23 protein-coding genes are annotated in these 23,446 nt (G+C 57.0%); 12 read left to right on the plus strand and 11 right to left on the minus strand.

Features of this window, described 5'->3' with window-relative positions; genetic code table 11:
- Positions 1 to 27 precede the first annotated feature (27 nt).
- Positions 28 to 2,310: a hypothetical protein gene (locus G5315_RS15960; protein WP_421333365.1), complete on the minus strand. Its 2,283-nt coding sequence runs from the start codon at positions 2,308 to 2,310 to the stop codon at positions 28 to 30.
- Positions 2,311 to 2,487: 177 nt separating this feature from the next.
- Positions 2,488 to 3,336 (minus strand): NADPH-dependent 7-cyano-7-deazaguanine reductase QueF, encoded by an 849-nt coding sequence (gene queF / locus G5315_RS15965; RefSeq protein WP_216951892.1) that lies wholly within the window; start codon positions 3,334 to 3,336, stop codon positions 2,488 to 2,490.
- Between the two features lie 204 nt (positions 3,337 to 3,540).
- Here queF and syd point away from each other — a divergent pair, with 204 nt between their 5' ends.
- Positions 3,541 to 4,089: a SecY-interacting protein gene (syd, locus tag G5315_RS15970; RefSeq protein ID WP_075114996.1), complete on the plus strand. Its 549-nt coding sequence runs from the start codon at positions 3,541 to 3,543 to the stop codon at positions 4,087 to 4,089.
- A 92-nt stretch (positions 4,090 to 4,181) separates the two neighbouring features.
- On the opposite strand, the gene G5315_RS15975 is transcribed toward syd, so the two are convergent.
- From G5315_RS15975 to G5315_RS15995, 5 genes are all read right to left on the minus strand, one after another.
- Complete coding sequence (locus tag G5315_RS15975; RefSeq protein WP_421333367.1) at positions 4,182 to 4,967, minus strand: Zn-ribbon-containing protein; 786 nt, start codon at positions 4,965 to 4,967, stop codon at positions 4,182 to 4,184.
- Between the two features lie 3 nt (positions 4,968 to 4,970).
- Positions 4,971 to 5,267 carry a hypothetical protein gene (locus G5315_RS15980; RefSeq protein ID WP_421333369.1) on the minus strand — a complete coding sequence of 99 codons (297 nt, stop codon included), beginning with the start codon at positions 5,265 to 5,267 and terminating at the stop codon, positions 4,971 to 4,973.
- Positions 5,268 to 5,346: 79 nt separating this feature from the next.
- A complete protein-coding gene (locus G5315_RS15985) occupies positions 5,347 to 5,583 on the minus strand; it encodes a DUF2789 family protein (RefSeq protein WP_088869965.1) in 237 nt (78 codons plus the stop codon).
- 74 nt (positions 5,584 to 5,657) lie between these two features.
- Positions 5,658 to 5,957 (minus strand): DUF3301 domain-containing protein, encoded by a 300-nt coding sequence (locus tag G5315_RS15990; protein ID WP_005338600.1) that lies wholly within the window; start codon positions 5,955 to 5,957, stop codon positions 5,658 to 5,660.
- Between the two features lie 110 nt (positions 5,958 to 6,067).
- Positions 6,068 to 7,108, minus strand: a complete 1,041-nt coding sequence (locus G5315_RS15995) for a DUF3549 family protein (protein WP_113738991.1) — start codon at positions 7,106 to 7,108, stop codon at positions 6,068 to 6,070.
- Between the two features lie 276 nt (positions 7,109 to 7,384).
- On the opposite strand from G5315_RS15995, the gene G5315_RS16000 reads away from it, so the two are divergent.
- From G5315_RS16000 to ptsG, 6 genes are all read left to right on the plus strand, one after another.
- The gene (locus tag G5315_RS16000; protein ID WP_005338596.1) at positions 7,385 to 7,720 is read left to right on the plus strand and encodes a YqcC family protein; all 336 of its coding nucleotides are present in this window, start codon (positions 7,385 to 7,387) and stop codon (positions 7,718 to 7,720) included.
- Positions 7,717 to 8,490, plus strand: coding sequence for a tRNA pseudouridine(65) synthase TruC (gene truC / locus G5315_RS16005; RefSeq protein WP_019445213.1), 774 nt, complete (start codon positions 7,717 to 7,719; stop codon positions 8,488 to 8,490). The genes G5315_RS16000 and truC overlap by 4 nt, the downstream gene beginning before the upstream one ends.
- Positions 8,491 to 8,580: 90 nt before the next feature.
- Complete coding sequence (locus tag G5315_RS16010; protein ID WP_216951888.1) at positions 8,581 to 9,021, plus strand: flavodoxin; 441 nt, start codon at positions 8,581 to 8,583, stop codon at positions 9,019 to 9,021.
- A 530-nt stretch (positions 9,022 to 9,551) separates the two neighbouring features.
- Positions 9,552 to 10,871, plus strand: coding sequence for a maltoporin (locus G5315_RS16015; protein WP_302054505.1), 1,320 nt, complete (start codon positions 9,552 to 9,554; stop codon positions 10,869 to 10,871).
- A gap of 91 nt (positions 10,872 to 10,962) precedes the next feature.
- Positions 10,963 to 11,934, plus strand: coding sequence for a MalM family protein (locus tag G5315_RS16020; RefSeq protein WP_266134125.1), 972 nt, complete (start codon positions 10,963 to 10,965; stop codon positions 11,932 to 11,934).
- Positions 11,935 to 12,357: 423 nt separating this feature from the next.
- Positions 12,358 to 13,788, plus strand: a complete 1,431-nt coding sequence (gene ptsG, locus G5315_RS16025) for a PTS glucose transporter subunit IIBC (RefSeq protein ID WP_005338586.1) — start codon at positions 12,358 to 12,360, stop codon at positions 13,786 to 13,788.
- Between the two features lie 253 nt (positions 13,789 to 14,041).
- On the opposite strand, the gene G5315_RS16030 is transcribed toward ptsG, so the two are convergent.
- From G5315_RS16030 to map, 4 genes are all read right to left on the minus strand, one after another.
- Positions 14,042 to 14,425: a DUF3461 family protein gene (locus G5315_RS16030; RefSeq protein WP_005338583.1), complete on the minus strand. Its 384-nt coding sequence runs from the start codon at positions 14,423 to 14,425 to the stop codon at positions 14,042 to 14,044.
- 127 nt (positions 14,426 to 14,552) lie between these two features.
- Positions 14,553 to 15,380, minus strand: coding sequence for a 2,3,4,5-tetrahydropyridine-2,6-dicarboxylate N-succinyltransferase (gene dapD / locus G5315_RS16035; RefSeq protein ID WP_005338581.1), 828 nt, complete (start codon positions 15,378 to 15,380; stop codon positions 14,553 to 14,555).
- Positions 15,381 to 15,554: 174 nt separating this feature from the next.
- Positions 15,555 to 18,203: a bifunctional uridylyltransferase/uridylyl-removing protein GlnD gene (glnD, locus tag G5315_RS16040; RefSeq protein WP_421333371.1), complete on the minus strand. Its 2,649-nt coding sequence runs from the start codon at positions 18,201 to 18,203 to the stop codon at positions 15,555 to 15,557.
- A gap of 85 nt (positions 18,204 to 18,288) precedes the next feature.
- On the minus strand, positions 18,289 to 19,077 hold the full coding sequence (map, locus tag G5315_RS16045; RefSeq protein WP_421333373.1) for a type I methionyl aminopeptidase: 789 nt from the start codon (positions 19,075 to 19,077) through the stop codon (positions 18,289 to 18,291).
- Positions 19,078 to 19,448: 371 nt separating this feature from the next.
- On the opposite strand from map, the gene rpsB reads away from it, so the two are divergent.
- The 5 genes from rpsB (at position 19,449) to uppS (ending at position 23,424) form a co-directional block, all read left to right on the plus strand.
- Positions 19,449 to 20,177, plus strand: a complete 729-nt coding sequence (rpsB, locus tag G5315_RS16050; protein WP_204385178.1) for a 30S ribosomal protein S2 — start codon at positions 19,449 to 19,451, stop codon at positions 20,175 to 20,177.
- 104 nt (positions 20,178 to 20,281) lie between these two features.
- Complete coding sequence (tsf, locus tag G5315_RS16055; protein WP_204385179.1) at positions 20,282 to 21,163, plus strand: translation elongation factor Ts; 882 nt, start codon at positions 20,282 to 20,284, stop codon at positions 21,161 to 21,163.
- Positions 21,164 to 21,234: 71 nt separating this feature from the next.
- Entirely contained in the window at positions 21,235 to 21,969 is a 735-nt protein-coding gene (pyrH, locus tag G5315_RS16060; protein WP_005343782.1) for a UMP kinase, read from the plus strand.
- Between the two features lie 48 nt (positions 21,970 to 22,017).
- Complete coding sequence (frr, locus tag G5315_RS16065) at positions 22,018 to 22,575, plus strand: ribosome recycling factor (RefSeq protein ID WP_216951882.1); 558 nt, start codon at positions 22,018 to 22,020, stop codon at positions 22,573 to 22,575.
- A 72-nt stretch (positions 22,576 to 22,647) separates the two neighbouring features.
- Positions 22,648 to 23,424 (plus strand): polyprenyl diphosphate synthase, encoded by a 777-nt coding sequence (gene uppS / locus G5315_RS16070; protein ID WP_227341180.1) that lies wholly within the window; start codon positions 22,648 to 22,650, stop codon positions 23,422 to 23,424.
- Positions 23,425 to 23,446 lie beyond the last annotated feature (22 nt).

A 23,446-nucleotide genomic window follows, 5' to 3' on the forward strand; every position in this document is an offset into this window, starting at 1 on the left:
GCCGAACCCGAGGTTGAGTGTCGTCTGTTATCTATTATTTGCCGGCTGGCCTTCAGCCGCTTGCATCCTTGCGAGGCTGGGCCAGTTAACCCATTGCTTTTCATGAGAAGAATTGACTTTTACCAGCCCCTTGTCAATTGCCATCAAGCCGCATTGCCACACATCCCCATTAAAAAATGCAGCCTGCTGGCAATCGATGGCGGCGAGCTCCAACCAGGCGTTTTGCCGGTATTTTTCACTGAGCTGAATGGCTCCCGACAGGGCGAGATAGCAGAGGTCGAACAGGCCATTGTGATCGAGCGCGGTCGCCGCCTTGGGCAGGAAGGGGTGGCTGACAATCCCCAGGCTTATCTGGCGATCAAGCTCGTATTGGCAAGGGAAGGCTGCGATGGCGGTTAGCAGGTCTCCCGCAAGTTGATGCAGGTTGGTCACGTGGCGCTGCGGCACAACGTACAGCATGTGCCCTTCCCGCAAGTCATAGATACGGCCATCTTGCGGGGTCAGGGTATCCATATAGATGCCGAACGCCTGCTCGATTTCACGGCTGGCCTGATAGCCGTGGCGCTCCAGCGTATTGACCAGGAAGGGTACCCGGAACAGCAGATAGTGCAGCTTGTCATCGAATTCACTGTGCTCTTCGCTCAGATACCAGCGCTCCGATTTCAGCTGGCGTTTTGCCATCTCCCGCGGCCAGCGATTCATCAGCCGCTGCCAGTTGGCAAGTCCGGAGCGGGGTTCGATCAGCAGGGCCTCGCCAGTGCGTTTCAGTTGCAGACGGGCGGTACGCAATTTTAGCCAGAGGGTGAAGAAGAGGTAGATAAAGAGCGCCAGCAGCAGGCTGGTGGTAATGCTCGACCAGAGATAGCGCTCCTGCTGGTGCTGGCTGTTGTTAAGCTGCTGCTCCAGCTCCTTGATGTGTTGTACCCGTTCAACCTGGACATAGTTGTCGCGGATCGCAGCCTGCTCCTGATCAATTTCCTGCTGGCGAACCTCTTCTCCCAAACGATGGAAGCGCTTGTAGCTGTCGAGGGCCTGGTGCAGGTATCCCTTCTGCTCATACGCAAGTGACAACAGACGGAATACTTCGTACTGGCGGCGAGTGTCGCCTACCTGATTGGCCAGTGCCCGGGCATTTTCCAGCTGCAGGATGGCGATGGCCGCCTCCTGCTTCTTCAGATAGAGCTCGCCGAGCAACAGCAGGGTATCGATCAGCGGCTCTTTGGCATCGCCCAACTCGTGGGACTGCCGGGCTGCATTGAGGTAGTTGCCGGCCAGCGAGAGGTTACCGCTTTGCAGATAGGTTTTGCCAATCTCGTACTTGAGCAGAGAGGCCTGCGGCCGACTGCTTCCCTCATCGAGCAAATCCAGCGCATTGAAGAAGTAGACCAGCGCCATATTGAGGTCGCCCTGATCACGGTTGAGTCGGGCCAGCACGATAAGTGAGTCGCATAGCAGTGACGGATTGCCGATGGAGTGAAAATAGTTGGCCGCTTCATTGGCATATTGCAGCGCTTTCTGGGGCTCCTGCTCTTGCTGATAGAGTTTGACTATCTGGTTGGAGAGCAAGCCGAGAAAGAGCGGGTCGTTGAGATTCTTGGCCTGCTGCTGGGCATCGATATATTCACCCAATGCCAGCTGGGGTTGTTGCAGCACACGATAAAGGTCGCCGCTGATGGCGCTGACCCAGGCGCTGGCAAGAGGATTGGCGGCTTTGGCAGCCCAGATCCTTGCATCCGCCAGATGGGTCTTGGCGTCTTCAAGATGCTGATTTTCAATCTCGTAGCTGGTGCGTTGCAGGCGGCTATAGATCTGTAACTGGCTCTGTTTGAGGTCGGGACGGGCCAGCTGTTCGTCCAATTGTTCCAGCAGGATACGGCTGTTGTTCTGGCCATCTTGCCTTAGCCCCTGGCTACGGATTTTGAGATAGAGGGCGTGGGCCTTGAGTTCGGGTTGGCGCTCTCTCTCCGCCAGCTCCATCGCCTTGTCGAGGGTTTGCTGGGTAGCTTGATATTGGCCAAGCTGGATTCGGCACTCCCCTTCAAGCAGGTGTGCTCCGATGGTTTGCGAAACGGTGCTGTAGCTGAGCAGAGGCTCGCGATAGCCGAACTCCTGACGATTACTGATGATTTGCTGGGGATTATTGGCCGCACGCGTCAGAAAGGCGGAGGTGATCTGAACACATCTGGCAGGGTCGGTCAGCACCAGTGATTGGGCCTGTTGCAGATCCAGGGATAGTTGCTCCTTGTCCAGATCCAGATTTGGAGCGGACAGAGAAGACATCATCATAGCCAGAAAAAACAGTTGATTCATTGGATTAAGGACGGCGCAGAGGTGTTGGCATGTTATCCAAGCCCACCCCTGCGAGTCCAGCGTTTACTGATGGTGTGCTCAGGCTCCTTTGTAGCCGGATGCATCAAGGCGCCAGCAGGGTTGAGATAGCAGGGCGCTGTGGTGTGATACCGGGAAGCCCTTTATCAACGTCTGCTCTTATTGACGGATCAGACGCAGGTTGGTTGGCACGGCTTCGAAATCGGAGCGGAACGGGTTGATGTCGAGGCCGCCGCGGCGGGTATAGCGTGCATAGACGGTCAACTGCTCAGGCTGGCAATAGTGCTTGAGGTCGATAAAGATCCGCTCGATGCACTGCTCGTGGAACTCGTTGTGTTGGCGGAACGAGATGAGGTAGCGCAGCAGCTTCTCCCGATCGAGTTTCGGCCCCTTGTAGCGGATTACCACGGAGCCCCAGTCGGGCTGGCTGGTGACCAGGCAGTTGGATTTGAGCAGGTGGCTGTGCAGAGTCTCTTCAACCTGCTCGCTGCCGACCGCCCCTTGCAGCAGGGACGCATCAAACTCGTAATTGTCTACCTCGATATCCTGCTCATCAATGCACTCGCCGGGCAGCAGGGCAATCTGGTGCGGCGCCTTGTCGAGGGGGAACAGGGTCACCTTGACGGTCTCACCGGCACAGGCACTCAGATCCTTGGTCAGCATGGCGGCGACTGCCTCGATAGAGTCGCAACGGGTCTGGTTGAAGGAGTTGAGGTAGAGCTTGAAGGATTTGGATTCGATCAGGTTCGCACTGGTGGCCGGAATGGCCACTTCACCCACCGCCACCATCGGCTTGCCCTTGGCATTGAGCCAGGAGAGCTCATAGAGGGTCCAGACATCGCAACCGCTAAAGGGCAGGTCATCGCCCAGCTTGAGATCATCCCGGTTCAGGCTACGTGGAACCGGCTGCAGCAGGGAGGGGGTGTACTGGCTGATGTAATCGGATTGCTGGCCCAGGCTCAGGCCGGTCAGGGCGCTGGCCCCGGCGTATCTATCTTGTTTGCTCACAGGGTTGCTCACGTAATCTGCTCATGATGAGTGGAATGAAACGGGCCATTGCAGGGCCGGATGGTTGCAGCCGCTTGGCTTGGGCGTCGGCCTCTCTGTATCCCGGGTTCTGTTTCCCGGGTCACTAGGTCGGCTGGCAACCTTGTCTGTTACCGGGTTTGGTGGTGCAATAGCGGACTTTGCCAGCAATTGTGGGGATTTTCGATGTCGGATCAAGTTTTGTCTGCCCTGGAGCACTTTTTTGCCCGCTGGCAACGGGATGGCGAGGCCAGACGAGGCCTGCCCCTGTGCGAGTGGGAGGCGGACTGGCGTTCCCCCTGCCAGCTTGGTGAGCCCGCCGATGGTCGGGTGGCCTGGCGCCCTCACCAGCGCTCCGAGCCCGGCGATTTCACCGCCATGAACGAGGCGCTGGAGCTGCAGCTTCATCCCGCAGCGACCACCCTGTTTGGCCATTGGTTCAGCCGCCCTGTGCCCTGCCTCTTCAAGGGGCTGCGCCTTGAACTGATCCTGCCGTGGAACGAGGCGGATCTCGACCTGCTCAAGGAGAACCTGATCGGCCACCTGCTGATGCTGCGCAAGCTAAAACGAACCCCCTCCATCTTTATTGCCACCACCCGCAACGAGATGACGCTCATCTCCCTTGATAACGAGAGTGGTCAGGTGTGGCTGGAGTGGCTCGATTCAGGCCGCCGTCTGACGCTGGCTCCCTCCTTACCGGCGTTTCTGGAGCGGCTGGAGACGTTGCCGCAATAGCACCTGCTCGAGCCAAGGTTACCCATCGGAACGAAAAGAGCCTTGCTATGCGGCAAGGCTCTTTTTTATGGCATCGCGTACAGGGAACGCGCTTAATCCTTGAAATCCCAGGAGAGGTTGGAGACCAGACGGCAGCTGTCGCACTTGAAGTCGAAGATCTCGTGCAGCGGCTCTGTCAGCGCCCACTCACCGCCACAGCTGGGGCAGGGGCGCGCCTTCTCCTCGGCGGCGCTCAGCCCGCCCACCCGATAGAGGTAGTAGTAGGTGGGGATGCCGCTCAGCACTTCCAGCCGTTTGGCCAGATCGCTGCCGCGCCGGTAGAGGCGGCTGCCCACTTCGCCGATTTCGTGCAGCGCCGCATGTTCGGCGATGGAGCCGTTCATCTGCAACTGATCGCACGCCTCCCAATCCTCCTGCCACTTGATGATCTGTTTCTGATCGCCGTTGGCGACCGCGGGTAGTTGGTAGAGCGGAATGGGAGCGAAGTGGTCGCCACAGCGCAGCGGCGAGCAGGTGTGCAGGAAGCTGGTGTAGAGCAGCATCCAGCTCGGCCGCTCGCCCTGCGTGCCGCAAGGATCTGTGCTGTCGGAGAGCAGATCCGCCCCCTGCAGCTGGAGTTTGGGCGACAGCAGCCCGGCCTGGTTGAGCTGCTGCTCAGCCAGTTTGACCTGCTCGCTCTGGTTGTCGGGGTGCAGGCTATCCTGCTCCGGACAGACCACCCGACTGACGAAATAACCGTCGTGCATGCTGGTGGGGAACTCCCGCCCGAGGATCTGACCCTGATAACGCAGCATGTCGAGGTAGTTGACGATGGCCCGCTCGGCGTCGCCAAGGGAGGTATCGCGGTAACACTCAAAGCAGAGTTCGACGATATACATGGTTCAGCCTTGCCCCTGCTGAAGGAGCAGGTCGGTCAGGCGATCCACCTTCTGTTCGATGCGCGCGAGCTGTTCGGCGAATTGCTGCAGGGTGAGCGCCGGCGCTGGCTGGGGGGCTGCCTCTTGCAGGATCTCGCTCTCGGCGGTCGCAACTGGCTGCTGCTTCCACTGGCTCAGCACTTTCAGCAGCTCGGCCATTGGCACAGGCTGGGTGAGGCGGGCCTTGATCATGGCAGTGGTGGGCGTCAGGCCCTTGGCGGCCAGCTCGTTGGCAATTCGGATGATCTCGTGGGCGGACATAAGCATGCTCTGGGTGAGAAGGGGGGATCGATATCGGGGCGGGATCTTAACCAAAGCCGGCAGGGGAGGAAAGGGCGGCTTAGCGGGGCTGGCGCAGCATCACATCGAGCTGGTCGATCGCTTCACACCAGTCGGAGTCGTTCCACAGGGCGTCGCGCAGAAAGCTTGCCTGGGCAGCGCTCCAGAAACCGGCCTCCGGCAGCAGGGTCTCATTGTCGAGGTGATGGTCGTGCACAAAGCGGTGCAGGCTCAGCTCGTCGTTGGCCATCCCAAGCTGGGCAAACAGGGCTGGCAGATCGTGGACAAGGGGTTCCATCTCGTCTCTCCCTTTGTTTAATCCCTGAGATTATAGACAGGCACAGCCATCGGGCGCAGAGACGAGATTGGAGATCAGGCAGAGGGGATGCGATGGGGTGGCAGATCAACGCCCACGACGTGCAGCCCCTGCATCTTGAGGGTGCCTTGATAGTGGCTCTCGCCATCGCTGGAGAATTCAAACTGATAGTGGGTCAGCAGCCGCAGGGGATTATGCGCCAGCTCCCGCCGATGGCGAGCCAGTGACAGCAGTTGCAGATCATGGTGCTGGCAGTAGCGGCGCATGTATTGCCAGGCCACTTCTGCCTGTTGGCGTTGCAGCCAGAACAGGCCGGCTACGGCAATCAGCAACAAAATTCCGAGCATCTCTCCCATAGGCGGGCTTCCTTATCGTGATGTCAATAACCGGGAGTCCTGCTCGGCACTCCCGATCTCCTTTTCTATTTCCCGCCGTGTTGCCTCGTGGCGTCAGGGGAGGCGAGGGATCAGGCCGAGGCAAACAGACGGCCGATGGCCTTGCCCAGCGCATCGCTGCGGTTGGGGTCACGCAGTCTGGCCAGCATATCATTGCGCAGGGCCGGTAAAGTGACCAACTCGGCAAAAACCTGATTGAAGAACTGGGTTGGTTGCAGTGCCAGTTGTTCCAGATAGTGGCTGAGCAGATTGGCATCTTTCAGGTCGGGCCAGAGCCGGCCCGCAATGGCGAGCAGCAGCGCCGGGCTCGGCTGGGTTTGCAGCAGGGTCAGCAGCTTGTTGGTGCGCAGCGTGCTGCCGGGGCAGGAGGCCATGGCGCGGCAGAGGTAGGCCAGGGTCTCCGGGTTGGGGGCGGCGCACTCCTGCTCCTTGCCGATCCGCTCGAGCAGGGCCCCTTGTACTGCCGGTGGCAGCGGGGCGTTTTCAAGGCTCTGGCAGAGGGCATAGAGCGGCTCTTGCGGCAGTTTGGGCAGCGCCTTACAGATCAGCGCCAGATTGCGCTCATCATGCAGTCGTTCGGCCAGATCGGCAAAGCCCTGCAGCCCCAGAGTCTGCCAACCGGTGTCGTTGGGGGCGGCCAGATAGTGGCAGAGGGCATCGTAATAGGCGGAAGGGGCCTGCTCCAGTTGTCGCGCCAGCTTGGCATGCAGACTGGCCATTTTTGCCTCCGCCGGGCGGAAGGTGTAGGGATTGTCGGCCAAGCGCTGGGCTTTTTCCTCGTCCAGATCGCCGGTGAGCTTGTAGCCCAGGGTCTCCACCACCTGATCCATGAACAGCTTGGGGCCGTTTGACATCAGCAGGCCGCGCTCATCGAGGGCAAACTTGAGGAACCAGAGGTAGTGGCGAGACTCGCTCGGCTGGAAGAAGTGCACACCGAGCCAGGCGTGCTGTTGCAGCGGCCAGGGGTAGGGTTCCTGCTGCTGTTCGATGCGCACAAAGGTGTCGCTTGCCAGTGGCCGCACCTGGCGGCCCATGTCAAACAGCTGGAACTGGGTGCCAGCCTGAGTCAGAAATTCGGTCAAGGTATTGATGGCAGTAGGCGTCGCAGACATGGTGAGATCCGGCTAATGGTGATGCGGGCCGATTATAAGGCCCTTGCCGAGGATAGCCAGTGGCAGCAGACGTGCGCTGCGGCAGATATCAACATGGCAGCCATGCAGGGGGAGGTGTATAGTATCGCCCTTTTTTAACGGCGGCAGGCCGCGCTGATTGCCGTGTATGTCGACGAGCCGGCTGAATCGCCGGTGCTGCGTGACGGAATTTATTTGCATCCTGGCTGGCCCTGTCGGGTCAGCGGATCAATCTGTGGTTATGAGGAAGAGAGCGAGATGAATCAATATTTGCTGGTAGCTGGCCTGTTGGGGGAACTCACCGCCGAGTTGCAGCGCCTTGAGCGCTGGCAAGCTGACCATCCCGGTGACGAAGCCCTGGCAAGCACCCTGCCTTTTTGTGTCGATACCCTGAGCTTTGATCAGTGGCTGCAGTTCGTGCTGATCCCGCGGATGGAGCAGCTGGTGATGTTGCAGGCGCCGCTGCCCACCAGCGTCTCCCTCTATCCCATGGCCAGCGAAGTCTACAAAGAGGATCTGGCCGAGGCAGAAGCGCTGCTGCGCCTGATCGCCCGCTTCGATCTGCTGCTTTCCGGCAAAGTGATCGAACAATGATGCCTGCGCAAACTCGAGAAGAGAGTGACCTGAAGCTGACTCTGCTCTATCAGGATGAGTGGCTGGTGGCGGTCAACAAGCCGTCCGGTCTGCTGGTGCATCGCAGTTGGCTCGACAAGGGCGAGACCCGTTTTGCCATGCAGATGACCCGGGATCTCATCGGCGGTCGCCATGTCTATCCGGTGCATCGCCTCGATCGGCCCACCTCAGGCGTGCTGCTGTTTGCGCTCGATCCGGTGATTGCCCGCGCGCTGACCGAAGCCTTCACCCAACGTCAGGTACACAAGGAGTATCTGGCATTGGTGCGGGGCTGGGCGCCCGAGCAGGGGGTGATCGACTATCCCCTCAAGGAGCAGTTGGACAAGATTGCCGATGCCATGAGCAACCCGGATCGTCCGGCACAGGATGCCGTCACCACCTTCCGGCGCCTGCATCAGGTCGAGCTGCCCCACGCGGTCTCCAAGAAGCACCCTACCAGTCGCTACAGTCTGGTCAGATTGTTCCCGAAGACCGGCCGCAAGCATCAGCTGCGCCGCCATATGGATCACCTGTTCCACCCCATCGTCGGGGATACCACCCACGGGGATGGTCGTCACAACCGTTTCTTTCGCGAGCACTTCGGTTGCGAGCGACTGCTGCTGGTGGCCCGCACCCTGAGCTTTACCCATCCTGTGCTCAAGGTGCCGATGCGGATCCAGGCGCCACTCGGTCAGGATGTGCTGCGCCTGTTTGCCGAGCTGGGCTGGCCCGCCAGCGAGAGCGACTACTAAGCGCCTGATCCTCAGCCTTGAATCGGTGGCATCTGACGCCAGCTTGCTGATAGAGTTGCTCAAAAGAGTGACTCAAGCAGGGAGAGGAGAATGGCGCAGATCGATATCGTGGTAGGAACTGTCTACGGCGCAGCCATGCTGGTGGCCGAGACCTTGGCAGATGAGCTGGAACGCAAGGGGCATCACTGTACCCTGCACGAAGAAGCACGGCTGGCGGACATAGACCCCGGCCGTTTTTTATTGCTGGTCAGTGCCACCACCGGGCAGGGGGACATTCCACCCAATCTGCAGCCTTTTGCCAGCGAGCTGGCCGACAAGGCACCTTGGCTCAAGGGATTGCGTTATGCCCTGATTGCCATGGGGGACAGCAGCTATGACCATTTTTGTGGCGCGGGCCGTCGGCTGGACGGATTGCTGCAAGAGTTGGGGGCCACGCGAGTGATTTCCCCGCTGGAGCTGGATGCCACCGTGCACGATGAACCCGAACAGGTGGCACTCAGCTGGCTGAAAAAGTGGGATATTCAGCCCTGAATATTCTCTTGAATAGAGCCATATCAATCCCCTGAGCCTTAAGTAGCAGGGGATTGTTATTTGCACAAGAACCATTTCACTCTGCAACGCATATTTCCCCTGATGGCGGAGGGGTATTTTCCCCTTTTAGCATTCCATTGCCGTAATGGTTTCACGCGCACCGCAGACCCGTCATCCAAATAAAAGTTCCATCTTGAAAGCGATCTCAGTCATGTTTTTGTCATTCGAACGTAAAATAATGACTTTAGTTCTATCGCGAATTAATTAATGATAACGCTTTCAGGATTGTTTTTGTTGTGAGTTTTTCTTGTTTTTCGGATTTTAATTGCGCGGTTGATGGCTTTTTTACTTGTTGTTGTTGTGGAGATCGTTTGCCGAGCGATTTGTCGCCATTTTGTGAGTCGCTTCATATTTGTCGTGAAATACGCTCCCTATAATCAACCTCGGTTATCACCAACAGGATTACATGGTGATAAGAAGTTGAATATTCAGGATCACACTCCTCACTGCGGGAAATAAGGAATATGACAATGAAAATGAAGTGGCTCCCGATTGCAGCAGCTGTTACTGCCGCCCTGGCTTCCCAAGCCGCCTTTGCCGTAGATTTCCACGGTTATTTCCGTTCCGGCGTCGGTGTTTCCGGCGACGGCGACATGGTTAAATACAACGTCAATAAAGTTGGCCGTCTTGGTAACGAAAATGATACCTACGGTGAAGTGCAACTGGGTCAGGAAGTATTCAACAAAGATGGCAAGACTTTCTATGTTGATTCCATGTTTGCCATGGCTTCCAACGGTTCAAACGACTGGGAAGGTACCGGTACTGTTTGTAACTTCGATGCCAAGCAGTGCAATGGTGATTCCGACTTCGCTCTGCGTCAGTTCAACGTACAAGCCAAAGGCTTGCTGAACTTTGCTCCTGAAGCAACCCTGTGGGCTGGTAAGCGTTACTATCAACGCCATGACATCCACATCTCCGACTTCTACTACTGGAACATCTCCGGTGCCGGTGCTGGTATCGAAGGCATCCAGGCTGGTCCGGGTAAAGTATCTTTCGCATGGGTACGCAACGATCGCAGCGCTGCCGATGTGTTTGGCCAGTACACCCAAACCGGAGTGGATGGCAACGGTAACCCGACCTATCAGAAGAATGAAGATCTGAACGTTAACACCTTGGATCTGCGTTATGCCGGCATCCCGCTGTGGACCGATGCGTCCTTGGAACTGGGCGTTGACTATGCTCTGGTCAATGAGACCAACGATCAGAAAGCACTGAAAAAGAATCCGCAAGATGGCGTGATGCTGACTGCTGAACTGACCGCTGGCATCCTCGGTGGTTTCAACAAAACCGTGCTGCAATACGGTACCGAAGGTTACTCCAAGACCATGGCTTTCTATGGCGATGGTTCCTGGTACGGCGCTGAAGCCAAAGACGGTGCCGATGGTTTCCGTATCATCAACTGGGGCGTTGTTCCGATGGGCAACTCCTGGGAGATGGGTCACCAGCTGGTTTACGGTGTAGGCAACGAAATGTGGGACGGCAACGACAAGTGGGAAACCATGTCTGTTGTTGTTCGCCCGATGTACAAGTGGGATGACTTCAACAAGACCATCTTTGAAGGCGGTTACTTCAAGGACAACAACAAGTCCACCAATGGCAGCGAAGACAAAGATGCCGGCTACAAGCTGACCCTGGCTCAAGCCTGGTCTGCTGGTTCCAGCTTCTGGGCCCGTCCGGAAATCCGTGTGTTCGCCTCCTACCTGGCTAACGACGAAGACAAGAAAGTCTTCGAAGGCAATACCTCCAAAGACACCTACCAGTTTGGTGTGCAAGCAGAAGCTTGGTGGTAAGCAAAAGTTTAAGTTAAGTTAGTGACTGCCCCCTTATGGGGGCAGTTTTGTTTCGCCGGATCACGGCCACCGGATTATGGAGATAAGAAAAATGAAACGGGTAAAGATGTCTATTGCAGCCGTAATCACTGCGCTATTAACCGGTTGTGCCGGCAACATGGTTGTTCCTCTGCAAGAACATGGCTCTATCTTGAGCGATGCAGATCAAGCCAAGCAAGCGTTGGCCAAAGCCTCCAGCTGCTGTGTGGCGTTTAAAGATTTCAGTTATGCCCCCTTGCCTGAAGGTGAGACCTTGCTGGCCATCGATGGCAAGCAACCCACTTTTCAGTTTGATGAGGGGATGAGTTACTTTGCGGCTTATCGCCTGCCGGCCAACACCGGTAATCTGGCGATCAGCCTGGCATCACAGGTGAGCAAAACCGTGATGGTGCCCAAAGTCATTATGCTGGATGCCGAGTTCAAGGTGACTCGCGTACTGGGTGAGTCTGTATTCAGTTATCAGCCTGCTCACCTGCTCGATAACGACCGTATCGAAGGGCGTCTCTTTGTTGACCGCAGCATGCCTGGCAACCCGGCCAGCGAAACATACATGATCGTCTATGCGCCTGCGGACCAACTCTCTGGCAGCACAACAATCCTTCATCCATCAAAAGCGTTTGCTCGTGCTAATGGTACCGTTGAGCCTGATATCAAGGATCCGGTGATCCCGCACTCCCCTTGGGGTTTGGTGCAGATCAAAGTCAAAGATATGGCCCGTGGAAGTGGTCTTGAAGCGGTATTCAAACCCGAATATGCCGATAAGGTGGCCATGAGCCAGGGTCAGCAGGTTGCCGCGATAGCGACGACTGCAGCCGTTACCACAACTGCAACAGCTGCGGTCGCAGCCAAACCTGCTCCTGCCATGCTGAGTGAAACAGAAGCCTTCTACCAGAGCCAGATCGAAAAAGCGGTCAAGGCGGGGGATATCGACAAGGCGATGAAGCTGGTGAACGAGGCCGAGCGGGCCGGTTCAACCAAGGCAAAAAGCGTGTTTATTGATGCGGTCAAGCGGTCGCAAAAATAGAATAATACGACCATTTACTGGTCAGATATATTTATTGAGGCCTCCCTTGTTGGAGGCCTTTTTAATCGGTAGACTGTAATAAATAAAAGTCACGCCGTTACACTTAGTTACAATAGGTTTCTGTTTGATGTAAATGGCATTATTAAAATACAAAGTGAAACTGCTATTTATATGTCTTTGTAATAGAGTGATAGTGCGGATTATTAACTTATATTAGATGCGTTTTTTAGCCGCTAAACAAGTTGTGATCTTCCCTCCAAATTCAATATTCCCCCGCCTTCGAAAGCAGCAATTTATGACCCGCTGGGTTATATTCTGATGGTCAAAATAAACAAGCCCGACTCGAAGATATCTGAATGAATCAGTCCTTATTTCATCCAGATAGATCGTTCAGGGACGACAATCCATTCAGGAGCGCACACAATGTTCAAAAATGCTTTCTCTAATCTGCAAAAGGTTGGTAAGGCGCTGATGCTGCCAGTATCAGTCTTGCCAGTCGCAGGTATTCTGCTGGGGGTGGGTGCTGCCCACTTCAGCTGGATGCCGGAAATTGTCTCCCAATTGATGGAGCAAGCCGGTGGTTCCGTATTTGGCCAGATGGCCCTGCTGTTCGCAGTGGGTGTTGCTCTGGGCTTTACCAATAACGACGGTGTATCCGGTCTGTCAGCTATCGTTGGCTACGGCATCATGGTCGCAACCCTGAAGGTCATGGCACCTGTGATGGGTGTTGAAACCATCGAAACCGGCGTGCTGGGTGGTATCCTGGCCGGTGGTATCGCTGCCTGGGCGTTCAACCGCTTCTACAAGATCCAGCTGCCAGAGTACCTGGGCTTCTTCGCGGGCAAACGTGCCGTACCCATCATCACCGGTTTCCTCTCCATCGGTCTGGGTGTGATCCTGTCCGTGATTTGGCCGCCAGTGGGTGGCGCTATCGGTGCCTTCTCTGACTGGGCTGCCAACCAGAATCCGGTACTGGCCTTCGGTATCTACGGCGTGGTTGAGCGCTCCCTGATCCCGTTCGGTCTGCACCACATCTGGAACGTACCGTTCTTCTATCAGGCTGGTACCTGCGTCAACGGTGCCGGTGAAACTGTTCACGGTATCATGACCTGCTTCCTGACTGCTGATGACGCGTCCCGCGCTGCCGGTAACGGCTTCGGTCAGCTGGCTGGTGGCTACCTGTTCAAAATGTTCGGTCTGCCTGCTGCTGCGTTCGCCATCGCTCACGCTGCCAAGCCGGAAAACCGCGCCAAGATCGTTGGTATCATGGCCTCTGCTGCCCTGACCTCTTTCCTGACCGGTATCACCGAGCCGATTGAATTCTCCTTCCTGTTCATCGCTCCGGTTCTGTACGCAATCCACGCTGTACTGGCTGGTCTGGCTTATGTGCTGACCAACTCTCTGGGTATCGTACACGGTCACACCTTCTCCAACGGCTTCATCGACTTCGTGGTGCAATCACCGCGTGCCGACAACATGCTGCTGCTGGTTGGTCTGGGTCTGGTTTACGCTGCTATCTACTACGTGGTATTCAGCTTCGTTATCCGTGCCATGAACCTGAAAACCCCGGGTCGTGAAGACGAGACTGCTGAAGAGGCCGTTGGCCAAGGCAAAGACGAGATGTCTGCTGCTCTGGTTGCCGCCTTCGGTGGTAAAGAGAACATCGCTTCTCTGGATGCCTGCATCACCCGTCTGCGTGTTGGTGTGAAAGATGTTGCCAAGGTTGACCAGGCTGGTCTGAAGAAACTGGGGGCTGCCGGTGTGGTAGTGGCTGGTTCCGGCGTTCAAGCCATCTTCGGTACCAAGTCCGACAACCTGAAAACCGACATGGACATCTGGATGAAGAGCAACTAATTCTGTTGCCTGAATATCAGCGTGTTTGAAGAGGGAGGCGAAAGCCTCCCTCTTGCTATTTGTGACTTTGGATAGTGCGAGTCGCTGTAGGTCTTATCGTGGCAGGAGCCGGGTTGCCCAATGGTGGCCCAACAGCACAAGGTGGTGTGCTCCGCTCACCTTATCGCACGCTATTGCCAGGTAACACCATCGCCCCATAAAGCCAGCCAATAAAAAGAGCGCCACCGGGCGCTCTCTTGTCGAGTCGAGGGGATTAGAGTTTCTCCAGATCCCGTTCGATTTCGCTGATCTTGTTTTGTACCACTTTTTCCAGATGGCGCAGGTCGCGCAGGATCTTCTGTTTGATATCCGGGTCGGCCTGCTGATGGACGCCCTGGGTCAGGTTGTCCAGCTCATCCACTACATACTTGAGGTTGGCGTTGATCTCGGTGACATCCTTGTACTCATGGGTACCGGAGTCGACCAGCATGGTCTTGCGCTGGCGGGGATACTTGAATTTGACACTCTTGGCGAAGAACTCGCCCTTCTGCTTCTTGAAGTAGATCTTGAGGATGTCGTGGTTGGCCTCCTGGCGCAGGGTATAGCTGTCGACGGAGGCGGGATCCTGGATCCCCAGGCTCTTCAGATTCTCGTACATCAGGCTTCCTCGGTTTGAAACGATCCTGTCTCATCCATCTTAACCGATGCCTCATGGCTTGCCTGTGACAGGGGCGCCAAAATCAAAAGGGCGCCATCAGGCGCCCTTTTCATCACAGCAATGCTGATTACTCGTCGATGGAGCGCAGCAGAGCGTTGATGCCGACTTTGGCGCGAGTCTTGGCATCAACCTTCTTGACGATCACCGCCGCGTAGAGGCTGTACTTGCCGCACTTGGAGGGCAGGGAGCCGGAGACGACCACGGAGCCAGCCGGTACGCGGCCGTAGTGGATCTCGCCGGTTTCGCGGTCATAGATGCGGGTGGACTGGCCGATGAAGACGCCCATGGAGATGACGGAACCTTCCTCGACGATGACCCCTTCAACCACTTCGGAGCGGGCACCGATAAAGCAGTTGTCTTCGATGATGGTCGGGTTGGCCTGCAGCGGTTCCAGTACGCCACCGATACCGACGCCGCCGGAGAGGTGAACGTTTTTACCGATCTGGGCGCAAGAGCCGACAGTGGCCCAGGTATCGACCATGGTACCTTCGTCAACGAAGGCGCCGATGTTGACATAGGAGGGCATCAACACGGTATTGGGGGCGATAAAGGAGCCTTTGCGGGCGGTCGCCGGCGGCACCACGCGCACACCCGCTTCCTTGAACTGCTCGGCGGTGTAGTTGGAGAATTTGAGGGGAACCTTGTCGTAGTACTGGGCATCGTCGCCCTTGATGATGCCGTTGTCGTTGATGCGGAAGTAGAGCAGTACCGCTTTCTTCAGCCACTGATGGACAACCCACTCACCGGCAATCTTCTCGGCAACCCGTGCCTTGCCGGAGTCCAGCAGGTCGATGGCTTGCAGGATGGCGGACTTGGTGGCGCTATCCACGGAGCCCGGAGTAATGGTGTCGCGGCGCTCGAAGGCCGCTTCAATGATCTGTTGCAACTCGGTCATGACAGGTTTCCTTTAAAAAATTCTGTTTGTTGTATCACACTTTTCCGACTGTTTTTAAGGGGTTGACCGGAATTCTTCCAGCCAGCGACCATTTCTTCATCCGATGTGCGCCAACCAGTTGTTTGGTATGGCAAAAAACGCCCGACAATCAGCCTCTTTCGAATCACTCTTCGCTTAATCAAGTACCGACTGCTGGGGATTGAGCTGGTGTACCAGTCGCTCTTCCAGCTGTTTTTGCTGTTCGGCGGTCAAGGGCTCGCCATCGAGGCTGGTCAGGCTGAAAAAGTCCTCGACCCTCTCACCGAAAGTGGCGATTTTGGCGGCGTGCAGCGACAGCCCGCACTGCTGGAAAACGGCACCGATCCGCGCCAGCAGGCCGGGGGTATCGAGGGCCGTCAGCTCCATCAGGGTGTGACGGCTCTCCCCTTTAGTGGGCGAAGAGCGGGGCAGGAAGACCACCCGGGTCGGCACGCTGAACTGGCGGTGGCGCCGCGACAGCGGCTTGTTGCGCAGCACCAGCTTGCCAGGCTCCTGCAGCGCCTTCTCCAGCGCTTTCTTGATGGTGGCGGTGCGGTTGGGGCTGATGGGCTCGCCGCTCGGCTCCAGCACCACGAAGGTATCGAGCACATAGTTGCTGCGCGAGTTCATGATCTGGGCGTCGTGGATGTTGAGGTTCTTCTGATCCAGTGCCGAGGCCACGGTGGCAAACAGATTCGGGGTATCGCGGCAGTAGATAAACACCTCGCTGCCGCCGCGGGTCGGGTGTTTGCCGATGATCACCAGCGGTGCCGGATTGTCGCCATGCTCGATGATGTGGCGGCAGTGCCAGGCGATCTGTTCCGGGCTGTGGCGCAGGAAGTAGTCGGCCTTGAAATCGGCCCAGAGCTGGTTGATCGCCTCTTCCGATACATCCCGTTGTGCCAGCAGTTGCTTGGCCTGACGCTGGTTTTCGCGAATGCGCAGCCGCATGTCGGGCGGGTTCTCCAGCCCCTGGCGCAGCGCCTTCTGGGTCGCGAAGTAGAGCTCCCGCAGCAGAGTGCCCTTCCAGTCGTTCCACAGGCTATCGTTGGTGGCGCAGATATCGGCCACGGTGAGGCAGTAGAGCAGGTCGAGATGCTGCTCGTCACGCACCTTCTGGGCAAAGTCGGTAACCACGTCGGGATCGTATATATCGCGGCGCTGGGCGGTGACCGACATCAGCAGGTGGTGGCGCACCAGCCAGGCGACCAGCCGGCTCTCGTAGCGATCGAGGCCGTGCAGCTGACAGAACTCCAGCGCATCGACGGCGCCAAGTTCCGAGTGATCGCCGCGCCGCCCCTTGGCGATATCGTGGAACAGGGCGGCGATGCTGAGCAGCTCCGGTTTACGCAGTCGGGTGAACACTTCATGGCAGAGCGGGTGGCTCTGGCGATTGGCCGGGTTGGGAAAGCCGTGAATGTTCTTGAGCAGCCGGTGGGTGTGCTCATCCACCGTATAGGCGTGGAACATGTCAAACTGCATCTGGCCGACGATGAGGTTCCATTGCGGCAGATAGGCAGCGAGGATGCCGTATTTGTGCATCAGGGTAAGCGGCAGGCCGATGCCGTTGGGATGGCGCAGCAGCGCCATAAACAGGCGGCGGCAGTCCGGCAACTCCTGCAGCCAGCAGTTGAGCTTGCGGCGCGCCTCGCGCAGCTGGCGCAGGGTGGCGGAGTGGATGCCCGCAATCTCGGGATGCTGGGCCATCTGATAGAAGAGACGCAGAATAGCGACCGGTTCACGGGCAAACAGCTCGGCATCGACCGCATCGATGAGGCGGCCACGGAGCTGGAACTCGTCGGAGAGGCGGCGCACATCCATGGCGCTGTTGCCGAGGATCGCCTCGTCAAACAGTTGCAGCAGCATCTCGTTGAGCTCGGAGACCCGCCGCACCGTCTGGTAGAAGCGCTTCATCATCTGCTCGACCGGAGCGTTCCCTTCCCCCTCGAAGCCCAGCATCTGGGCCACGGTGCGCTGGCGGTCGAACAGCAGGCGGTTGTCCCCCTTGTTGATGGCCATATGTAGGGCAAAGCGCACCTTCCAGAGGAAGTTCTGGCAGTCGAGCAGCTCGCGGTACTCGGCGCGGTTGAGAAAGCCGTGGCTGGTCATCTCGAACAAGGTGGTGGCGCCGAAGTGGCGACGGGCGACCCAGGCCAGGGTCTGAATGTCGCGCAGGCCGCCCGGATTGCACTTGAGATCCGGCTCCAGTTTGTAGGCGGTGCCGAGAAACTGCTGGTGCCGCTCCGCCTGCTCTTGGCGCTTGGCACGAAAGAAGGCTTCACTTGGCCAGAAGTGCTGGGGGCCGGTGGCCTCTTTCAGTTGCCGAAAGCCCTCTTGGCGACCAGTGATGTAGCGGGCCTCGATGAGGTTGGTGGCGACCGTAATATCGGCGCGCCCCTGCTCGAGGCACTCCGCCACGTTGCGCACCGCCTGACCCACCTCCAGCTTGAGATCCCACAACAGGGTGATGAACTCGCCAATGCGTAGCCCCAACACTTCGTCCAGTTCGTCGCCGTCATAGAGGATCAGCAGGTCGATATCGGAGTGGGGGTGCAGCTCGCCGCGGCCATAGCCCCCCACCGCGATCAGGGTGAGGTCACTCTTGTCGAAGCCAAACTTCTGCCACAACCGGCAGAGCAGCTGATCCATGTATTCGGAGCGGGTAGCGACCAGCTCGATGATGTTGTCACCGGCATCAAAACGGGCATGCAGCCAGCCGAGAAAGCGACTCAGGTACTCTTTGCAGTTATCGCGGGTGAGTTGGTCGTCGGGTAACAAATGGGGGGAAAGCAGGCTGGCGTCCATGGCATCTCACACACAAAGTGGCAGGCATCTGGCTGAAACAGGCAGTAAAAACCCCGGCGCTTTTCACAAGGGCCGGGGTTCGATGTTAGCTGTGTTTGATGAAGCGGTCGATAGTGTCGTCCGGGCGCAGGGTCAGTACCTCGCAGCCATCCTCGGTCACCAGCAGGGTGTGTTCCCACTGGGCGGAGTCGCCGCCATCCTTGGTGGTCACGGTCCAGCCATCCTTCGGATTGACCTTGCAGTGATACTTCTTGCTGTTGACCATGGGCTCGATGGTGAAGCACATGCCTGCTTTCAGCTCCAGCTTGCCACTGTTGCGGTAGTGCAGGATCTGCGGCTCTTCGTGGAACTCGGCACCGATGCCGTGGCCGCAGTAGTCACGCACCACGGAGAAGCCGGCCTTCTCGACGATGGGCTGGATCACGGCGCCAATTTCGGTGATGCAGGCACCCGGACGCACCTTCTTGATGGCAGCGTAGAGGCTCTCTTGCGCAACCTTGCAGAGCTGGCAGCGCAGCGGGGTGGTTTCCCCCACGATGAACATGGCCGAGGTATCGCCGTGGTAGCCATCCTTGATAACGGTGATGTCGAGGTTGATGATATCGCCATCACGCAGCTTCTTGTGGTTCGGGATGCCGTGGCAGATCACATCGTTCACCGAGGTACAGATGGATTTCGGGAAACCGTGATAGTTGAGCGGGGCCGGGATGGCCTGCTGCACGTCGACAATATAGTTGTGGCAGAGGGTGTTCAGTTCGTCAGTGGTGACGCCAGCTTTGACATGGGGCGCAATCATGACCAGCACATCGGCGGCCAATTGGCCGGCAACGCGCATCTTTTCAATCTCTTCCGGTGTCTTGATTTTAATGGACATGGGATCTCTCTTGGGACCTGATCGCGCATCTATCGATGTCCGGCAATCAGGTAATGAAAAATAGATGCGTTTGCAATCAGGCCAAAATTTTATCCGCAACCCCCGCGTACTTCCAGTGTGATTGTCATCACAGCGTCAAATGGCAGTCGCAACCTCCTCTGGCGGGATCCAGATTTACACCTGTTTAGAGTGTCGGCCGGTGGTGTCCTGAACAAAGTTATGGTATAAAGCGCGCCGGAATGGGGAACTTGCGTCCCGATTTCATCACCCTTACTTAAACAACACACACACATCGACACATATGCCGGGGTGCCTTAACGGGTCGGTTATATGGGATGTGTGGAGGCCTAACCCCAATACAGAGGTATAAAATGGCTAAAGTTTCTATGCGCGACATGCTGCAAGCCGGCGTTCACTTCGGTCACCAGACTCGTTACTGGAACCCGAAAATGAAATCCTACATCTTCGGTGCCCGCAGCAAAGTTCACATCATCAACCTGGAAAAAACCGTTCCGATGTTTGACGATGCCATGAACTTCATCAGCTCCGTAGCTGCCAAGAAAGGCAAGGTACTGTTCGTAGGTACCAAGCGTGCCGCGTCTGAAGCCGTAAAAGAAGCCGCTGAGCGTTGCGACCAGTTCTATGTTAACCACCGCTGGCTGGGCGGCATGCTGACCAACTGGAAAACCGTTCGTCAGTCCATCAAGCGCCTGAAAGATCTGGAAACCCAGAGCCAGGACGGTACCTTCGAGAAGCTGACCAAGAAAGAGGCGCTGATGCGTACTCGCGAAATGGAAAAGCTGGAGAAGAGCCTGGGTGGTATCAAGAACATGGGCGGCCTGCCTGACGTTCTGTTCGTTGTCGATGCCGACCACGAGCACATCGCTATCAAAGAAGCCAACAACCTGGGTATCCCGGTAGTTTCCATCGTTGATACCAACTCCAACCCGGACGGCGTTGATTACGTCATCCCGGGTAACGACGACGCTATCCGTGCCGTACAGCTGTACCTGAATGCTGCTGCTGACACCGTACTGGAAGCTCGCGAGCAGGACATCGTTGTTCAAGCCGAACAAGATGGCTTCGTTGAAGCTGAGTAATTGATAAGGTCTGCAAAGCCCTTATTAACCAAGCTGATGTAATTGGTTAGCAGGGGCCCTTGTGGCCCCTGTTTCTTGTCAATTCAAGACCGAGGATACTGGACATGGCAAACATTTCTGCCGCCCTGGTAAAAGAACTGCGCGAGCGCACCGCCGCTGGCATGATGGATTGCAAAAAAGCACTGGAAGAGGCCAACGGCGATATCGAGCTGGCCATCGAGAACATGCGTAAATCCGGTCAGGCCAAAGCCGCCAAGAAAGCTGGCCGTATCGCCGCTGAAGGTGTGATTTTCGCCCGTACCGAAGGCAAAGTTGCCGTCATGATCGAGCTGAACTGCGAGACTGACTTCGTTTCCAAGGATGCCGGTTTCCTGGCCATGGGTCAGAAGATCGTCGAGATCGCAGCTACCCAGAAGATCGCAGACGTTGATGCGCTGAAAGCCGCTGATTTTGGCAACGGCGAATCCGTAGAGCTGACCATCACCAACCTGATCGCCAAGATCGGTGAGAACATGAACCTGCGTCGCGTGATGCTGGTTGAAGGTGACAACCTGGGCACCTACGTTCACGGTTCCCGCATCGGTGTTATCACCAAGCTGACCGGTGGTTCCGACGAACTGGCCAAAGATCTGGCCATGCACGTTGCAGCCAACAGCCCGCAATTCGTCAAGCCTGAAGATGTATCTGCTGAAGTCGTTGCCAAAGAGCGCGAAATCCAGATCGACATCGCCATCAACTCCGGCAAGCCGAAAGAGATCGCCGAGAAGATGGTTGAAGGTCGCATGAAGAAGTTCACCGGTGAGGTTTCCCTGACTGGTCAGCCGTTCGTGAAAGATCCTTCCATGACTGTTGCCGAGCTGCTGAAGAAAGAAGGCGCTGACGTTGTCTCCTTCACCCGTTTCGAAGTGGGCGAAGGCATCGAGAAGCAAGAGACCGATTTCGCTGCTGAAGTTGCAGCCCAAATCGCGGCCGCTCAAAAGGCCTAATCGAACCGGTTTTTCCGTTTCCCCAGACCGCGACTTATGTCGCGGTCTTTATATGACCAGGAATCAGTGACATGAGTACCAATCCCAAACCTGCATACAGACGTGTTCTTCTGAAGTTGAGTGGTGAAGCCCTGCAAGGATCCGAGGGTTTCGGCATTGATCCGGCAGTGCTGGAGCGGATGGCCCAAGAGATCAAAGAGCTGGTTGAGCTGGGTGTTCAGGTCGGTCTGGTCATCGGTGGCGGCAACCTGTTCCGTGGTGCCGGTCTTGCCAAGGCGGGCATGAACCGCGTGGTGGGCGACCACATGGGTATGCTGGCAACCGTGATGAACGGTCTGGCCATGCGTGATGCTCTGCATCGTGCTTATGTGAATGCCCGTCTGATGTCTGCCATTTCCCTGCAAGGGGTTTGTGATTCCTACAGCTGGGCCGAGGCAATCAGCCAGCTGCGTGCAGGCAAAGTGGTGATCTTCTCTGCCGGTACTGGCAACCCCTTCTTCACTACCGATTCTGCAGCTTGCCTGCGCGGGATCGAGATCGAAGCCGATGTAGTGCTCAAGGCCACCAAGGTTGATGGTGTATACAACGAAGATCCAGTCAAGAATCCGGATGCCGTGCTGTACCATGAATTGAGTTATGATGAAGTTCTTGAAAAAGAGCTCAAGGTGATGGATCTTGCTGCTTTTACTCTGGCACGTGACCATGATCTGCCGATCCGGGTGTTCAACATGAACAAGCCGGGCGCTTTGCGCCGGGTTATCATGGGTGAGCCGGAAGGTACCCTGATCCATTACGTCAGCAAATAATATAGATGCGAGCCGCATGGCGGCTCGTTCGCCAAAAGGAAAACCGCTGTGATCAACGAGATTAAAAACGACGCCAAGGAGCGTATGGGCAAGAGTGTCGAATCACTCAAGACCCAGATGTCCAAGATCCGTACTGGCCGTGCTCACCCGAGCCTGCTCGACGGCATCCAGGTTGAGTATTACGGTGCTGCCACTCCGCTGAAACAGTTGGCCAACGTCGTGGCAGAAGATGCTCGCACCCTCTCCATCTCCATTTTCGACCGCTCCATGATCCAGGCGGTAGAGAAGGCGATCCTGACCTCCGATCTGGGCCTGAACCCCTCCAGCAATGGCCAGACCCTGCGCGTGCCGCTGCCGCCGCTGACCGAAGAGCGCCGTCGCGACCTGACCAAGATCGTCCGTGCCGAAGCGGAAAACGCCCGTGTTGCCGTGCGCAACATTCGCCGCGATGCCAACGCCGACCTGAAAGCGCTGCTGAAGGACAAAGAGATCTCCGAAGACGACGACCGTCGCGCCCAGGAAGAGATCCAGAAGCTGACTGACTCCTACATCAAGCTGGTCGATGAGGCTCTTGCTGCAAAGGAGAAGGAGCTAATGGAAATCTAAGCGCCTGAAAGGTATATTACGAGCGCCGTGTAGTGCCCCTGCACGGCGCTTTTGTCTTTGTGGGAGAAAACCATGTCGCTTTTGGCTGCGTTGGGTGATTGTGCCAACTCGTCTTTACCCCGTCACGTCGCCATCATCATGGATGGTAACGGTCGCTGGGCCCAGAACCGAGGCAAGATGCGGGTTTATGGCCACAAGGCGGGCGTCAAGTCAGTGCGCGAGGCCGTTACCTTTGCTGCGCGAGCCAAGATCGAGGCATTGACCCTGTTTGCATTCTCCAGCGAAAACTGGCGTCGTCCGGAAGGGGAAGTCAGCGCCTTGATGGAGCTGTTCATTACCGTGCTGGGCCGCGAGGTGAACAAACTTCACAGTCACGGGATCCGGCTCAGGGTGATTGGCGATACCGCTCGCTTCAGTGATCGGTTGCAGGCCAAAATCGCCAAGGCGGAAGCCTTGACCGCCAATAACAAGGGATTGACCCTGAACATTGCAGCCAACTATGGTGGCCAGTGGGATATCGCTCAGGCGGCTCGCAAGCTGGCCCGCGCGGTTGTTGCCGGTGAACTGGCCGCAGACGACATTGATGAATCCATGTTGACCCGCGAGGTTTGCATGGCCGATCTGCCACCCGTGGACCTGTTGATCCGCACCGGTGGCGATCATCGCATCAGCAACTTTGTGTTATGGCAGCTCGCCTATGCAGAGCTCTATTTTACCCCGGTATTGTGGCCCGATTTCAACGAGGCCGAGTTCAGTGAGGCGGTTGCCTCTTTCGTTGCCCGCGAGCGTCGCTTCGGTTGCACGGGTGAACAGATACGGGAATTGATCGCCGAGCAGCAGACCGGCTAAACCCCGCTCCCAAGAGAGAGGT

It is taken from the genome of Aeromonas sp. 603607, assembly GCF_049171595.1.
Classification (GTDB): domain Bacteria; phylum Pseudomonadota; class Gammaproteobacteria; order Enterobacterales; family Aeromonadaceae; genus Aeromonas; species Aeromonas veronii.